Genomic DNA, 13,882 nt, shown 5'->3' on the forward strand with positions numbered 1-13,882 from the left:
CGCACGGCCGGCCCCGAAGAACGCCTGAGGGCCCCCACCCGTCCGGGGACTCTCAGGGAACGATCAGGGGGCGCTGCGAGCCTCCACGAGCGGCCCGCAGCGCCTCCTCTCCACTCCCCCGCCGGGCCCGGCGGGGGCTTCCCGCGTGAAGCCCGCGACGTTCAGGGCGCGACGGCCCTCACCCGGCCGAAGCGGATGTCGCGGGGCTCCCCCGCATACAGCACGGACAGCATCCGCTCGCCCTCCGCGGCGACGTCCCGGCGCTGCGCCGCGGTGAGGGCGGCGAAGGTCTCGACGACCAGGGCGTCCGGCTCCGTTCTCCACACCCCCGCGAGGAAGCCGTCGACGAGGAGGGTGCGGTGGGCCTGGTTGCCCTGCCGGCTGCGGCCCAGGTACTCCGGCGGGACGACCCGCGCGCGGTCGGCGTGGGAGAGGAGCAGGTTGTCGTACTCGGGGAGGAAGCGGGGCGGGGCCGGGGTGTCGGGGTCGGGGCGGGGGGCGTCGGGGAGGTCGAAGAGTTCGACGCCCCGCTCGTCGCGGAAGACGAGCAACCGGGGCCGCAGCCGTTCGAAGGCCGGGCGCAGCCGGGTCAGTCCGGCCCAGGTCTGCATGTCCTTGACGGAGGCCGGGCCGAAGGCGGCCAGGTAGCGCAGGACGACGTCCTCGGGCGCGGGCGCGGGTCCGGCGGCGCGGCCGAGCCAGTGTTCGGCGGTGGTGAGGGCGACCTGCCCGCTCCTGCCCCACAGTCCGCGCGGGGTGACCTGGACCAGGGGCAGGCCGCACCGGGCGGCGACGGCGAGGGCGGAGGGGTCGGCGTCGGGCCATACGGCCCGGAGGGCTTCGCGCAGTTGCGCCATCGTGCGCGGCTCGGCCTCCACGAGGTCGCGGGCCAGCGCGGCGAGGCGTTCGAGGTCGACGCCGTCGAGGCCCTTGCGGAAGTACGTCAGCTCGCGGTCGCGGGCGGGCTGCACGAACGGGCGCAGGGTCAGGCAGTCGTCCGCGGTGTGGGTGTGGATGGTGGAGCGCATGCTGACGATGCGGACGGCCTCACGGCGGGCCATCAGGGCCGACAGCGCCTCCGGGACGAAGCCTTCGAGGCGGGCGGCGAGCGCGTGGTAAGGGGGTTTGACGTTCTGCGCCTGCAGCCCGAGGAGATGGTGCACGGCGGCTCCCGCCGACAGGGGCGAGCGACGCAGCAGCAGCTGCCGGCCGAGAGTGGCCCGGTTGAGGGCACGCACGCCGAGCACGGGGGCCGCCGGGGACGTCGTCTTCGTCATGAACGGCAACCTAGCGGTGATCGAGGACAGTATCTGTCCTACAGCACTCTGCGGACGGGGCCGGGCCCCCGCGTCGACGCCGTATGCCCCCTATATCCTGCTTGGTGATCGGCCTCCCCGGCGGCCGGTCCGGTGACCGGCTCGGTGACCGGCCCGTCGGCGGGCTCCGCGACCGGTCCGGTGACCGGCTCGAGGACCAGCCCCGTGACCGGTCCGGTGACCGGCCGGGATCGGACGACGTCCGCAACGACCGCAGTCTCGACCGAGAGGCAGCCGCGATGCCCGAGCGCCCCATGAAGCCCGTCTGGCGCCGCAACCCGCCCGCACCCGCGCCGGGGGCGCTGCCGCCGCGCCCGTCGGCGACGCCGTCCGCGGACCCGTCCGGGACGGCCGGCGTCGTCAGGGCCGTCCTGTACCGGGACGGCGTCCGGGTCGTCGCCCCGGACACGCTCGCGGAGACCTACCGGGCGCTGCGCGAGCAGCCGGCGGGCATGGCGTGGATCGGGCTGGCCCGCCCGACCGAGGACGAACTGCGCTCCCTGTCCGCCGAGTTCGACCTGCACCCGCTCGCCGTCGAGGACGCGAAGGAGGCTCATCAACGGCCGAAGCTGGAGCGCTACGGCGAGACCCTGTTCGTCGTCCTGCGGGCCGCCCGCTACCTGGACGCGCCCGAGGAGATCGACTTCGCCGAGCTGCACGTGTTCGTCGGCCCCGACTTCGTCATCACCGTCCGGCACGGCGCGGCGCCCGACCTGTCGGCGGTGCGCCGGCGCATGGAGGAGTCCCCGGAGCTGCTGAGGCTCGGCCCGGAGGCGGTCCTGTACGCGATCCTGGACGCGGTGGTCGACGACTACGCGCCGGTCGTGTCGGGCGTGCAGAACGACATCGACGAGATCGAGACCGAGGTGTTCCGCGGCGACCCGGAGGTCTCCCGCCGGATCTACGAACTCTCCCGCGAGATGGTGGAGTTCCAGCGCGCCACCCGCCCGCTGGTCGGAATGCTGCACGGTCTGATGGCCGGGTTCTCCAAGTACGGCACGGACGACGAGCTCCAGCGCTACCTGCGCGACGTCGCCGACCACGTCACGCACACCAGCGAACGCGTCGACGGGTTCCGCCAGGCCCTCACCGAGATCCTCACGGTGAACGCGACCCTCGTCACCCAGCAGCAGAACGCGGAGATGCGGGCGCTGGCGGAGGCCGGGTTCGAGCAGAACGAGGAGGTCAAGAAGATCTCGTCCTGGGCGGCCATCCTGTTCGCGCCGACGCTGGTGGGGACGATCTACGGGATGAACTTCACGCACATGCCGGAGCTGCGCTGGGTGTTCGGCTATCCCTTCGCGATCGCCCTGATGGCGGTGGTGTGCACCGGCCTGTACTTCGTCTTCAAACGGCGGGACTGGCTCTGAACGGCCGGCTCTGAACGACCGGGTCGCTCGGCGCACGGCTCGGCGGGCGCCGAGCGGCCGACCCGCTCGCGCGCCGCCCCGCGGTCACGGGCTCTCCTCGCCCTGGGCGATCTCGACCCGGTGGTGGAAGTCGGCCACGCCGGCCGTCCCGGCGGCGACGGACAGGACCGTGCAGGCCACCAGGAGCGACGCGGTACGGCGCGTGGCACGGGAGCGCCCCCGGGACGGTTCGAGCAGGGCGGCGACGCGCCGGGGCACCGGACCGGTCGTCGCCGCGGGCGCGAAGGCCGGGCGGGTGGTCGGCGAGGCCTGACCGGCGAGGGCGGCGCGGGCGATGGCCGTGGCGGTCAGCCGCCGGTCGCCGACGACTTCCGCGGCGGCCTCGTCGGCGGCACGTTCGGCGGCGAGCCGGATGGCGTCGCGGGTGGCGCGCAGAGCGGGATGGCCGTGGGCGGCGAGCTCGGCCGCGGCCAGGAAGTAGTGGTGGCCGGACCGGTTGTGGGCGCGTTCGTGCGCGAACAGGGCCTCGCGTTCGGCCGGGCCGAGACTGCGCAGCATGCCGGTGGTGACGACGATGCGGTGGGGCCGTCCGGGAAGGGCGTACGCGTCCGGGTGGGGCGAGTCGATCACGCACAGGTCGCCGGCGGCGGGGCGACGGCCAGCCTGCGTGCGGGCGGTGCGGAAGGCGCGGGTCTGCCGCAGCGCCGAGCGTACGAGGGTCCACGCGCTGAGCGTGAGCACCCCGGTGGCCGCCGTGGCCGCGGGGAGGACGACATGGTCCGCGGGGGTGCGCAGCGGGTGGACGAGCTCGCCGAGGGCGGCGAACGCGGGAAGGGTGAGCAGCCCGGTCAGGATCAGGGCCCCGAGGGCGGCGACACAGGCCCCCGCCAGCGCCAGGGCCGAGGCGGTGAGGACCCACAGCGCCGTCGCGGGGGCCAGGCGGTCGGCGGCGCGGCGGGCCAGGGGCGGCGCGAGGAAGGGCACGAGCAGCGGCACGAGCAGCAGGGCGGTCACCGCTCGTCCCCTTCGAGGAGGCGGCGCAGGTACTGCTCGTCGCCGGGGCTGAGCTGGGCGACGAAGCGGGCCAGGACCGTCTCCCGGTCGGCGTCGCGGTCGAGCTCGGAGTGCATGCGCCGGGCCGTCAGGCCGGGAGCGTCCTGCACGGGGAAGTAGGCGTAGCCGCGGCCCTGCCGCTCACGGCTGACGACGCCCTTCTCGTGCAGCCGGGTCAATATCGTCGCCACCGTGGTCCGCGCCAGACCGGAACCGAGTTCGGTCTGCACCAGGCCGGGCGTGAGCGGGGCCCCGGCTGCCCACAGCGCCGCCATGACGGCGGCCTCGAGCTCGCCGGCCGGCCGCCTCTCGTCCCGCGCATCGGCATCGGTCATGGGAACGTTCCTCACTCCGCCATCGTCTACAGTGCAGTAGACCGTCTACATGATTGTAGTCAGTCGCCGGATGCCGCCACGCCAGCGTTGCGCCATGTCCGGCGGTCCGCAAGAAGGATGAGGGGGCTCCCGACGATGACCACAGCCATGCATCTATCGTCGCAGCTCGCGGTCGACGTGCTGGATGCCCGGTCACTGCTGTCCGCCTTCGGCGTGCTGGGCGTGGGCGTGGTGCTGTTCGCCGAGACCGGGCTGCTGATCGGCTTCTTCCTGCCCGGCGACTCGCTGCTGGTCACGGCCGGCCTGCTGTGCACGGGCGCCGCCGACCGCGGCCTGAAGCTGTCGCTCGCCCCGCTGCTGGTGGCCGCGGCGGCGGGGGCGCTGGCGGGCGCGCAGTGCGGATATCTCCTGGGCCGCAGAGCGGGCGGCACGCTGCTGGCCCGCAGCCGCTCGGCCCGACTGCACGAGGGGGCGCGACACGCGGACGAGCTCCTGGAGCGCTACGGCTACGCCAAGGCGATCTTTCTGGCCCGGTTCGTTCCGGTGGTGCGCACGGTCCTGAACCCGATGGCCGGGGCCCTGCGGGTACCGGTGCGGACGTTCACCGTGTGGCAGGTGACCGGCGGGCTGGTGTGGAGCATGGGCCTGACGCTGGCCGGATACGCGCTGGGCTCCTCCGTGCCGAACGTGGACCGGTATCTGCTGCCGATCGTCGCGGTGATCGTGGCCGTGTCGCTGATCCCGGTCGCCTCCGAGCTGCACCGCTCACGCCGGGCCGCGAAGGCGAAGGCTGCGGCTGCGGCTGCGGCTGCGGCTGCGACGAAGGGGGCACGCGAATGACGCCCGCCCTCGCCGGCCCGTCGGCCGGCGGCTGCCCGGTGAGCGGCTCCCCGGTGAGCGGCTCCCCGGTGAGCGGCTGCCCGGTGAGCGGCTCCCCGGTGAGCGGCTGCCCGGTGAGCGGCTGCCCGAGCAGGAAGGCGCCGGCCGACGGCGCCTCGATCGACGGCGAGGCCTGTACCGACGTGGCGCATCCGGCCCGGCACGCTCCGGGGCGGCCGCACGGCACGGCGCCGGCCGTGCCGATGCACGAGCACGCGTTCACCCTGTTCGGCGCGCTCATGACGTACGACCGGTGGCGCGCCCGACGGGTGGGCCCCGCCGCGTTCACGACGGCGCCCACCGGGCTGCTCGCCATGTCCTCGCCGCGGCGCGGGCGGGCGCAGGCCCCGGTCCCGCGGCCTGTCGCCGCCCGCCTGCGCCCGCTGCCGGCGGTGATCCCGTGAAACGCGGCGACCTCGCCGAACTGGCCGTCGGCTGCGGCCTCGGCGCCTGGGTGGCGTTCGGCGTGCTCACCATGGTCGTGGTGGGTCACGACGGCGCGCCGCTGTTCACGGACGCCTCGCTCGCCTCCTGGTCCGTCGGCCACCGGCCGGACGTGGCGGTGGCGTTCGTCCGCGGGGTGACCGCCACCGGTACCGGTGTCGTCCCGTTCGCGCTGGCCGTGCTGGCCGGGCTCGTCGCGGGACGCACCCCGCGTCGGCGCGCCGCGGCCGTCGCCCTCTGCCTGGTCTGCCTGGGAGCGGGCCAGGCGCTGCGCTACGCGGTGGTGACGCTCGTCGCCCGGCCCCGGCCGCCCCTGGCGGACTGGGCGACGCACGCCTCGTGGTGGGCTTTCCCGTCCGGCCACGCCACCACGTCCGCTCTCGCCGCGGGGCTGCTGGTCATCGCCCTGCGCATCCGCGCCCCGCACGGCTGGAGCGTGCTCGCCCTGGGCATCGGCTGCTGGGGCGTGCTGGTCGGGCTGAGCCGCGTCTACCTCGGGGTGCACTGGTTCACCGACGTCGTCGGCGGCTGGCTCTTCGCCCTCGGCTGGCTGAGCCTGTGCCTGGGCGCCGCGGCCCGGTGGCTGCCGGAGAGATGGAGCCCGGAGGGGACAGGGCCGACGGGCGCGACGGACACGACTGCGCCGTGAGCCCAACCCCTCGGGCTCACCCTCTCGGGGGTACCTCCCGGGGGTGCAGGTGGAGAGTGCGGCTCGAACGGCGAGCCGCAAGGCCACCCCACCACGGTCGCGCGGACAGGGCCCCGTTCCCGATCACGGTCCGGATCCCGGTCACGTCCCGGGCGCCGATGAGCCCGTCGGCAGCCAGGGTCGAGACCACCCATACGCTCGGACAGAACGGGCAGGTCAGCAGCTCGTCTCTCCCCGGTCCTACGCGTCTTCCTGGTCGTGCCGGCAGAGACGCACCTCCAGGTGGCCGTCCACCATCCGGGTGTCGAAGGCGGGCTGGGGCGCGGTGGCCGGCCCGCGTACGTTCCAGCCGTCCGAGAGCCTGAACACGCTGCCGTGCCAGGGGCATGCGACGCACCCGTCCGCGATCGTGCCCTCGGACAGGGGCCCGGCCAGGTGGCTGCACCGGTCGGCCAGCGCGTGGACCTCCCCGTCCGGCTGGTGCACCACCACGATCGGCACGTCGTCCACGATGCACCGTACCGCCCGGCCGACGGGGAAGTCGGCCGCCCCGCCGACGCGGTGCCAGCCCTCGCCGACGAGGTGCGCGACCTCCTCCGCGTGGTTGGCGCCCGAGGCCTGCCGGTAGGCCAGATGGCCGCCCAGCATGCCGCCGACTCCCACCGCCGTCAGCCCCAGGAACCCGAAGGTCCGCCCCGCCGCCGCGCGCCCCCTGAGCCGGCAGACGAGGGAGGCCGCGTACAGACCGACGGCGGTCGTGTTGGCCACGGCGTGCACCAGCCCGACGCGCTGCTGCTCGTGGTGCAGTTCCGCCCAGTCGGCCGCGCCGGTCAGGGCGGCGGGCACGGCCGCCGCCAGTCCGACGCCCACGAGGACGCCCGCGCCGCGGGAGCGGCCGGGCAGCAGATCCAGCACCGCCGCGGACAGCCAGCTGCCGACGGGCACCTGCACCAGCAGCGGATGCACCGGGTGGCCCAGCCACCTGCCGTGCAGCACGTCCCGGCCGCGTCCCAGCGGCAGGGCGCGGACACCCGCGGCGAGCGCGTCGATGACCGCGTCGGCCCGGGGATCACGTTCGAGGCGGTCCAGCAGTCGCTGCGCTCGGTTCTGTCCTGACCGGGGGCTAGGAGACACAGTGCTCATGAGCAGCCGGGTCCCCCTCAGCTCCCACGGCAAACGAACCGTCGACGGCAGCAGCGGACCGACGCACGGGGGCCGTTCCCGGCCCCTCCGTCGGCGACCCGACGTCGCGACCCAGCATCGGGGCGCGGCTACCGACACGGCGCGCGGAACCGTCGCCGTGCGAGGAGCGACGGCACCGACGGACCGCGGACCGCGGAACCGCCACCCGGACGCACCGTGGACGGTGTGCTCAGCGCAGCGAACGCACCGACGGCCGCCCCGGCCACGCGACGTGGGCGGGGCGGGTAGCCCGCCGATCCGGACGAAGTCGTCGCCGGCAGGTGCACAGTGCTTCCGGCGTGGCACCTGCTTCCCCATGGAGTGGATGCGACAGGCGGTCCTGCCGGTCCGGCGCTCCGTCGGCGCGGCCGTGCCGGCGGTGCGGCGGGCGTGGGCAGGACCGGGCCGTGAGCGGGATCTGGCGGTGCAGGCGGGCAAAGCGGCGCTGGCCGCCTGGGTCGCGTGGGCGGTCGTGGGCTGGTGGCTGGCCGCGCCGATGGCGTTCGTGGCCCCGTGGGTCGCGGTCGTGCTGGTGGAGTCGACGGTGTACCGGTCGGTCGCGCACGGGCTGCAGCAGCTCGCCGCGATCGCGGTGGGGACGGCGGTGGCCACCGCCGTGGCGCTGCTGCTGGACGGCACGATGATCACGATGGCCCTGGTCCTTCCGGCCGTGCTGCTGCTGGGGCAGTGGCGGCGGCTGGGAAGCCAGGGCGTCTACGCCGCCACCGGTGCGCTGTTCGTGCTGACCGGTGGCCCGGTGACGGTCGCCGCGTCGGCCGCGCGCATCGCGGAGGCCGTATTCGGCGCGGTGGTCGGCGTGGCCGTCAACGTGCTGATCCGGCCTCCGGTGTATCTGCGCGACGCCCGCGCCGCGCTGGAGGACGCGGCCGCAGAGGCGCAGGAGATCCTCGACGCGGTGGCCGACGGTCTGACCGGCGGCGAGTGGGACGGCCTGCCGGTCGGGGAATGGCACGAGCGCGCCCTGCGTCTGGGCCGCCTGGTCGACCAGGCCCGTTCGGCGATCGGCTGGAGCCGGGAGAGCCTGCGCGGCAACCCGCGGGGACGCCGTGCCCGTCCGCGTCTTCCGGGTGACGACGCGCACGCGGACGCGCTGGGCGTGCTCGAGTACGTCGCCCTGCACACGGCGGGCGTGACCCGGACGGTACGGGAGATCGCGGAGAGCGGGAGGGCGGCCCGGCCGGCCCCGGGCCTCACACGGGCGTACGCCGAGTTCCTGCGTCACACCGCGCGTGCCGTCCGGCTGTACGGCGGGACCCTGGCCGCTCCGGGGGTCCCGGGCGGCCACGACGACGCCGCGGAGGAACTGCGCGAGGCGGTCACCGGGCTGCAGCGCACGCTCGACGACTTCCGCCGGGGCCTTCCGGGGGCCGTGCCCGACGACCCGGACGCTTTGGTGACCTACGGGACGCTGCTGGCCCAGGCACACCGCCTGGCCGATCTGCTCGCCCAGGACTGACGGATCCGCCCCGCGGGCAACGTGAGGAGCCCCGGCCGGAGTTCCGGCCCGGAGTTCGGCCGAGTTCCGGCCGGGCCCTGGTGGCGCCCTGGTGGGGAACCCTGGTTCAAAGCCCTGCCGGGTGGAACCCGGGTCCGGCACGAGCGTGCCCCGTCGACCCGCAGGAGGTCTCCGGCCGGCCGACTTGCCCGGCCCTCGGCCCCCGGACTCTCGGACCCACGGCTCCCCGGACCCTCTGTAGGTTCCGCAGTGCCGTGAGCAGTGGGCTCAGCGCTTTCGTTCGTTCCGCGCGAGATGGGCACTGTTTCGTGCGGCTGATCATGAGCAGAATGGTGCTGGCGAGGGCGGGTCATAGTTACGCTCTGTGGTTGCGCACTTTTGCGGTTGGATGGGTTCTGCGACAAGAGTGATGCCTCAGCGGGAGGGCGAATGGGATGCATCAATGGTCGCGAGAAGGGCCGGTTACCCTAACCGGCGATCGTCGGCTATGTTGCCCCGCGCGCTCGGCGCAGGAGGGTGCCGCCGTGCGGCCGCACGGCCTTTCCACCTGCAGTTCGCCGTTATCCCGCACAAGCGGCTCATGGTGGCCGAGCTCTTGCAGCACGCGGAGCAGCGTCGCGTCACTGGCCACCGAGGGTGGGGACTCCGACGCGGGCAGACCTTGGCGTGGTGTGGCCGCGTTCCAGGAGGAGCGGTACGAGGGTGACGGTGCAGGGGGTAGGCCCTCCGCCCGCCGTAGGTGACGGGAGGTTATCCGGCCGGGGAACCGGCCGCTTCGGGGGCCGCGGTCGTGTCTGGGGAGCAGCGGATGATGGTGCTGGCTTTCCCCAGGTCCAGGGTCCGCATCACCGATGGGGTACTGCGGCCAGGTCCATTCCTCTGGGTCTCTTTTCCGCGCTCAGCTCGCTCGGCGGTTCGGAGCGATCAGAACGGTCCGGGACCGGGGTGATCGTCCGAGCCGGAGCCCGAAACAGCTGATCAGGCCAGTCTTTGACCGGGCTGCATGTTTGTTGGCAAGCGTCGCCGACGTTGCCGGGTTACGGAACGCACGTTCAGCAGAACGCCCGACTGGTTGCCCAGCCGGGCGTTCTGCTTCCCGGGCTGCCGCCGGGCGGTGTCTCACGTGCTGTGGGTACCGCCGGTGCGGGGTGTTTACCAGCCTGCCTTGGCGGTGTTGTAGGACGCGCGGCAGGCGGGGTCGGCGGCCGTGGTGGAGAGCTTGGTCATGACTTCCGTCCAGACCTTCTTGGCCAGCTTCTCCTGCGCCGCGTACTCGGCGGGGACCTCCGGGGCGTGCTTCTTGACCGTCGCGAGGGTGGCGACGGCCCACTTGTTGCAGGCCGGGGCGGCGGCGTTGCGGTAGCGGTTGTCGAGTTCGGTGGTCACGGCGGGGCCGTTGGTGACGGCCCACTTGTTCCAGGTCGCGCACGCGGGCTCGGTGAGCAGGGCTTGCTCTTCCTCGCTCAGGTTGCCCACGGCTGCCAGGAAGGCGTTCCACGGCTCGTCGGGAATGGCGTAGCGGGTGGTGGGGAACTTCTCCCCGGTCTTGAAGATCGCCTCCTGGCAGGCGGGCGGCAGGGGGGCTGCTTGGAGGCTGGCGCCCTTGGTCTGGAACTGGGAGGTGTTCAGGACAGGTCCGGACTGGGCGTTCGCCTGCGTGGGCGTCGTGGCGAAGGAGCACGCGCCCAGGAGCGCCGCGGAGAGGACCGTTGCGGCAACGGCGGGGCGCTTGAGGATACGGGTGGGGTTCATAGCGGTCAGCAGGCTCCTTTACGAGAAGGACAGGGGGCGAGCGCTGGCCCGGTACAGACCACTGCTCGATCAAAGAACGCCGACCAGCCCTCACAGGACACGAAAGATCACCCGGTGGAGACGTGTTCGGCGACTGCGAGTGGTGGCTGGGCCGCCCATGTGCCCTCTTCGCGGCGAACCTCACGTTGGTGAGGCCGCGCCCCGTGACTGTGCTGTGCGGTTCTAGCGGTGGCTTGCGATGTGGGCGTCCTGGTCGAGTTCCGCGGGCTGCGGCACAAGGACCGCGCCGAAACGTCGGGAGCGGTGGGTGTATTCGGTCACGGCCTGCCACAGGTCACGGCGGTCGATGTCGGGCCAGAGTTTGTCCGTGAAGAGGAGCTCGGCGTAGGCGGTGTGCCAGGGCAGGAAGTTGGAGATGCGCTGTTCGCCGCCGGTGCGCCACAGGAGGTCGACGTCGGGCAGGTCACCCAGGGGCAGATGGGAGCGAAGCAGGTGTTCCGACACCCTGGTGCCCTCGAGCTGTCCGGTGCGTGCGGCGCCAGCCAGGGAGTCGGCGGCCTGAGTGAGTTCGCTGCGACCGCCGTAGTTGAGGCAGAACGTCAGAGTGAGACCGGTGCGATCTTCGGTGGCCGTTTCGTTGGTGCGCAGGAGGTCGACGAAGTCGCTGGGCAGGCCGTCGGGGAGCCCGGCCCAGCGGATCCGTACGTCGTGGCGCAGGAAGTCTCCGGACTCCAGCTGTTCCCGTGCGAACGTCAGCAGCTTGTCGATCTCCTGCGACGGGCGCTTCTCCAAGTTCTCGGTGGACAGCAGGTACACGGTCAGGTGGGAGAGCCCTATTTCCAGCGCGCCGTGGACGACGTCGACGAGCATCTCCCCTCCGGTCTTGTGGCCGTCGCTGCGTGGGAGGCCGCGTGCAGTGGCCCAGCGGCCGTTGCCGTCCATGATGATCGCGACATGCCGCGGCATGTGCTCGGCCGGGAGAGCCGGCGGGCGGGCTCCACCGGCGTGCGGTTCGGGTGGTTGCAGGAGCTCGGAGGAAGCGGCCCGGGGAGCGGGGAGCACCGGGCGGGTCGGCGGGGGCGCGGTGCGTAGTTCGGGGAGTGGAAAGAGGCGCCAGGTGATGGCTGCGAGGAGCCGGCCGGGGCCGGTGATGCGCAGGCGGACGGCGAGAGTCGGACGGGCGGCATGTTGCAGCAGTGTGGGCCCGGCTTTTTCGGCGGCGTGCAGGCGGGCGCGGTAGAGAGTGCAGCCTGTGCGCAGGACGACGGCGGGGCCGGGCGGCAGACCGGTCCAGAGCTGCGGTTGGTCCAGCCAGGTGCGGGCCGTGTCCAGGAGGTGGCTGATCAGTGCCTGGACGGCGGGGGTCCAGCGGCGTTGGAGGAGGTCTGTCTCGCGGGCGCCGAAGCGGTGCAGTTCCTCTGCGGGAAGGGTGATGTCGCCGCGGCTGAGGTCGTCGGCGAGGTCGGTCAGTGAGTCGGTGAGGAACAGGCCGTCCGACAGCCGCTGGTAGGCGTCCAGGCGGGTGAGGTGGAGAGGGATGTCGAGGCCGGCGTGTCGCAGCATCGTCAGGCACAGCAGCAGGAAGGGCACATTGGTGTCCTTGCTGCGGGTCCGCCACTGCTGCCAGGATGCCGCGGCCGGAGCGGTCCGCAGGGCGTCTTTCTCAAGGGCCGTGAAGGTGACGTCGAAGGCGTCGGCCTTCAGGTTCCAGCACCACATGGTGTGCACCAGCGCCTGGCGCACCGGGTCTTGGCTGGTGCCCTGCCGCAGGTCGGTGTCCAGGGCTTCGCGCCATGCCCGCAGCCGCTGGGAACCGTCGCCCTCGGTGGTGTCGGCCAGGTCGTCGGCAAGGCAGTGCGCGGCGAAAAGGGCCCAGCATGCCGGACGCAGAGCAGAAGGCATCAGCTGCAGACACCAGAACTCCTCGGCCCTGGTGGTCCGCAGATAATCGTGACACGCCTTGTACGCGGCTTTCAGCTGCGGGTCGTGGATCTCGGCCTGCGCGCAGTCGGCAGCGAACACGGTGCTCCTTGGGTGGAAGAGGGGACCTGGCCGGTCACCGCGGACCGGGTGCGCCGACGGAAGGCGAGCAGGCTGAGAAGGGCCGCACCGGCGAACCAGGCCAGCTGCACGCCCAGGCAGCTCAGGAGAACGGAGTGGGAGAAACCGGCGGCGGAAGCGGACTGCATGGCGCCGTAGGAAGGCAGCAGACGCACCAAGGCGGTGTCGGCTCCTTTGCTGGCGATAGGATTTTGCAGCGCGAGGTCGATGACGCTGATCATCACGACGAGGAAGATGCCCTCCAGCTCGCGGCGCACCACCGTGCCCAGGGCGACGCCCACGGCCCCGTAGGTCATGGCCGCGCTGAACAGCGAAACGGCCAGCAGCACGGGCTGGCGGGGTGACCAGTACACGCACATGACGACCGTGGCGTAGAGGCTGACGACGGCCGAGGCCAGAACGAGGGAGGCGACCTTTGCCAGCAGCAGCTGGGGGCGGGGGTAGCCGGCCATGGCCAGCCGCCGGTCGAAGGTTCCCGAACTGAAGGTGGCCGAGAACATCGCGAACCCGACGATCAGCGTCACCGCGTTCAGCGCACCGCTGATCTGCGTGAGCTCGTTACCGCGGGCGATGAGGTTCTGACCGGTGGCCCAAAGCCGGAACGACACCCGCACGTCCACGATCATGAACTGCCCCAGCGAGATCCACAGAGGCACGAACAGGATCACCAGCGCCATGGCGAACTGGTTGCGCACATGCTCGATCAGCGCGAACCGTGTGGCGATGACGAACCGGACCAGGGAAGGGCTCACGACGCCACCGCCGCCCCGGCGCGCAGCACGCCCTCCTCCAGGCGCCACAGGACGTCCAGCCGATCCACGTCGTAGGCGAGATGCGAGACCACGAGCACGGACTGGCCAGCGGCACGTAGCTGAGCGGCCAGCTCCCAAAAACGCAGATACGTGTCCCAGTCGAAGCCCTGGTAGGGCTCGTCCAGCAGCAGCACATCCGGATCGTGCATCAGCGCCAGGGCCAGGTTGAGCTTCTGCCGGGTCCCTCCGCTGAGCACCCCGACCCGCTCCTGCGCGAACTCGGAGAACCGCAACGCCTCCATGATCTCCTCAGCCCGGCACAGGTCCGGCAACGAGTACGCGATCCTGAAGAACTCCAGATGCTGGCGGACGGTGAACGCGTCGTTGAGGTCCACCTGCTGCGGGCAGTACCCGAACCGACCCTCATGCCGCACCACCCCACGATCGGGCCGCAGCTCACCGGCGAGAATCTTCAACAGCGTGGACTTCCCCGCACCGTTCTCCCCGACGATGCCGACCAGCGCGCCACGCGGCAGCTCGACGTCCACCCCGCGCAGCACCGCCCGGCTGCCGTAGGCGTGATGGATACCTGCCACCTTCATCAACGCCCCC

At 72.7% G+C, this 13,882-nt stretch carries 13 protein-coding genes; 5 read left to right on the forward strand and 8 right to left on the reverse strand.

The annotated features are described in order from the left end of the window. Nucleotides 1-161 precede the first annotated feature (161 nt). Complete coding sequence (locus IE239_RS02250) at nucleotides 162-1,277, reverse strand: winged helix DNA-binding domain-containing protein (RefSeq protein WP_190147506.1); 1,116 nt, start codon at nucleotides 1,275-1,277, stop codon at nucleotides 162-164. A 278-nt stretch (nucleotides 1,278-1,555) separates the two neighbouring features. Between IE239_RS02250 and IE239_RS02255 the strand changes: the two genes are divergently transcribed. Then, nucleotides 1,556-2,686: a magnesium and cobalt transport protein CorA gene (locus IE239_RS02255; RefSeq protein WP_229877752.1), complete on the forward strand. Its 1,131-nt coding sequence runs from the start codon at nucleotides 1,556-1,558 to the stop codon at nucleotides 2,684-2,686. Between the two features lie 84 nt (nucleotides 2,687-2,770). Here IE239_RS02255 and IE239_RS02260 read toward each other — a convergent pair whose 3' ends face one another. Continuing rightward, the gene (locus IE239_RS02260) at nucleotides 2,771-3,700 is read right to left on the reverse strand and encodes a M48 family metalloprotease (RefSeq protein WP_190147507.1); all 930 of its coding nucleotides are present in this window, start codon (nucleotides 3,698-3,700) and stop codon (nucleotides 2,771-2,773) included. After that, the gene (locus IE239_RS02265; RefSeq protein ID WP_190147508.1) at nucleotides 3,697-4,074 is read right to left on the reverse strand and encodes a BlaI/MecI/CopY family transcriptional regulator; all 378 of its coding nucleotides are present in this window, start codon (nucleotides 4,072-4,074) and stop codon (nucleotides 3,697-3,699) included. The genes IE239_RS02260 and IE239_RS02265 overlap by 4 nt, the downstream gene beginning before the upstream one ends. 135 nt (nucleotides 4,075-4,209) lie before the next feature. Between IE239_RS02265 and IE239_RS02270 the strand changes: the two genes are divergently transcribed. The 3 genes from IE239_RS02270 to IE239_RS02280 are packed head-to-tail and all read left to right on the forward strand — an operon-like array spanning nucleotide 4,210 to nucleotide 6,046. After that, nucleotides 4,210-4,914 (forward strand): DedA family protein, encoded by a 705-nt coding sequence (locus tag IE239_RS02270; protein ID WP_190147509.1) that lies wholly within the window; start codon nucleotides 4,210-4,212, stop codon nucleotides 4,912-4,914. Then, nucleotides 4,911-5,357, forward strand: a complete 447-nt coding sequence (locus IE239_RS02275; RefSeq protein ID WP_190147510.1) for a hypothetical protein — start codon at nucleotides 4,911-4,913, stop codon at nucleotides 5,355-5,357. The genes IE239_RS02270 and IE239_RS02275 overlap by 4 nt, the downstream gene beginning before the upstream one ends. After that, entirely contained in the window at nucleotides 5,354-6,046 is a 693-nt protein-coding gene (locus IE239_RS02280; protein ID WP_190147511.1) for a phosphatase PAP2 family protein, read from the forward strand. The genes IE239_RS02275 and IE239_RS02280 overlap by 4 nt, the downstream gene beginning before the upstream one ends. A 240-nt stretch (nucleotides 6,047-6,286) precedes the next feature. On the opposite strand, the gene IE239_RS02285 is transcribed toward IE239_RS02280, so the two are convergent. Then, on the reverse strand, nucleotides 6,287-7,189 hold the full coding sequence (locus IE239_RS02285; protein WP_190147512.1) for a Rieske (2Fe-2S) protein: 903 nt from the start codon (nucleotides 7,187-7,189) through the stop codon (nucleotides 6,287-6,289). A 355-nt stretch (nucleotides 7,190-7,544) separates the two neighbouring features. Between IE239_RS02285 and IE239_RS02290 the strand changes: the two genes are divergently transcribed. Further along, nucleotides 7,545-8,705, forward strand: a complete 1,161-nt coding sequence (locus IE239_RS02290; protein WP_190147513.1) for an aromatic acid exporter family protein — start codon at nucleotides 7,545-7,547, stop codon at nucleotides 8,703-8,705. Nucleotides 8,706-9,857: 1,152 nt separating this feature from the next. Here the strand turns inward: IE239_RS02290 and IE239_RS02295 are convergent. The 4 genes from IE239_RS02295 to IE239_RS02305 all read right to left on the reverse strand — a co-directional run bounded on the left by IE239_RS02295 (nucleotide 9,858) and on the right by IE239_RS02305 (nucleotide 13,872). After that, the gene (locus IE239_RS02295; protein ID WP_190147514.1) at nucleotides 9,858-10,457 is read right to left on the reverse strand and encodes a hypothetical protein; all 600 of its coding nucleotides are present in this window, start codon (nucleotides 10,455-10,457) and stop codon (nucleotides 9,858-9,860) included. Nucleotides 10,458-10,679: 222 nt separating this feature from the next. Next, nucleotides 10,680-12,479, reverse strand: a complete 1,800-nt coding sequence (gene uppS, locus IE239_RS02300; RefSeq protein WP_229877706.1) for a polyprenyl diphosphate synthase — start codon at nucleotides 12,477-12,479, stop codon at nucleotides 10,680-10,682. Continuing rightward, nucleotides 12,431-13,270 carry an ABC transporter permease gene (locus IE239_RS41730; protein ID WP_229877708.1) on the reverse strand — a complete coding sequence of 280 codons (840 nt, stop codon included), beginning with the start codon at nucleotides 13,268-13,270 and terminating at the stop codon, nucleotides 12,431-12,433. The genes uppS and IE239_RS41730 overlap by 49 nt, the downstream gene beginning before the upstream one ends. Continuing rightward, on the reverse strand, nucleotides 13,267-13,872 hold the full coding sequence (locus IE239_RS02305) for an ABC transporter ATP-binding protein (RefSeq protein WP_190147515.1): 606 nt from the start codon (nucleotides 13,870-13,872) through the stop codon (nucleotides 13,267-13,269). Before IE239_RS02305 ends, IE239_RS41730 begins: the two co-directional genes overlap by 4 nt. Between the last annotated feature and the right edge of the window lie 10 nt (nucleotides 13,873-13,882).

Origin of the sequence: Streptomyces humidus (genome assembly GCF_014649655.1) — a bacterium.
GTDB classification, from domain to species: Bacteria; Actinomycetota; Actinomycetes; order Streptomycetales; family Streptomycetaceae; genus Streptomyces; species Streptomyces humidus.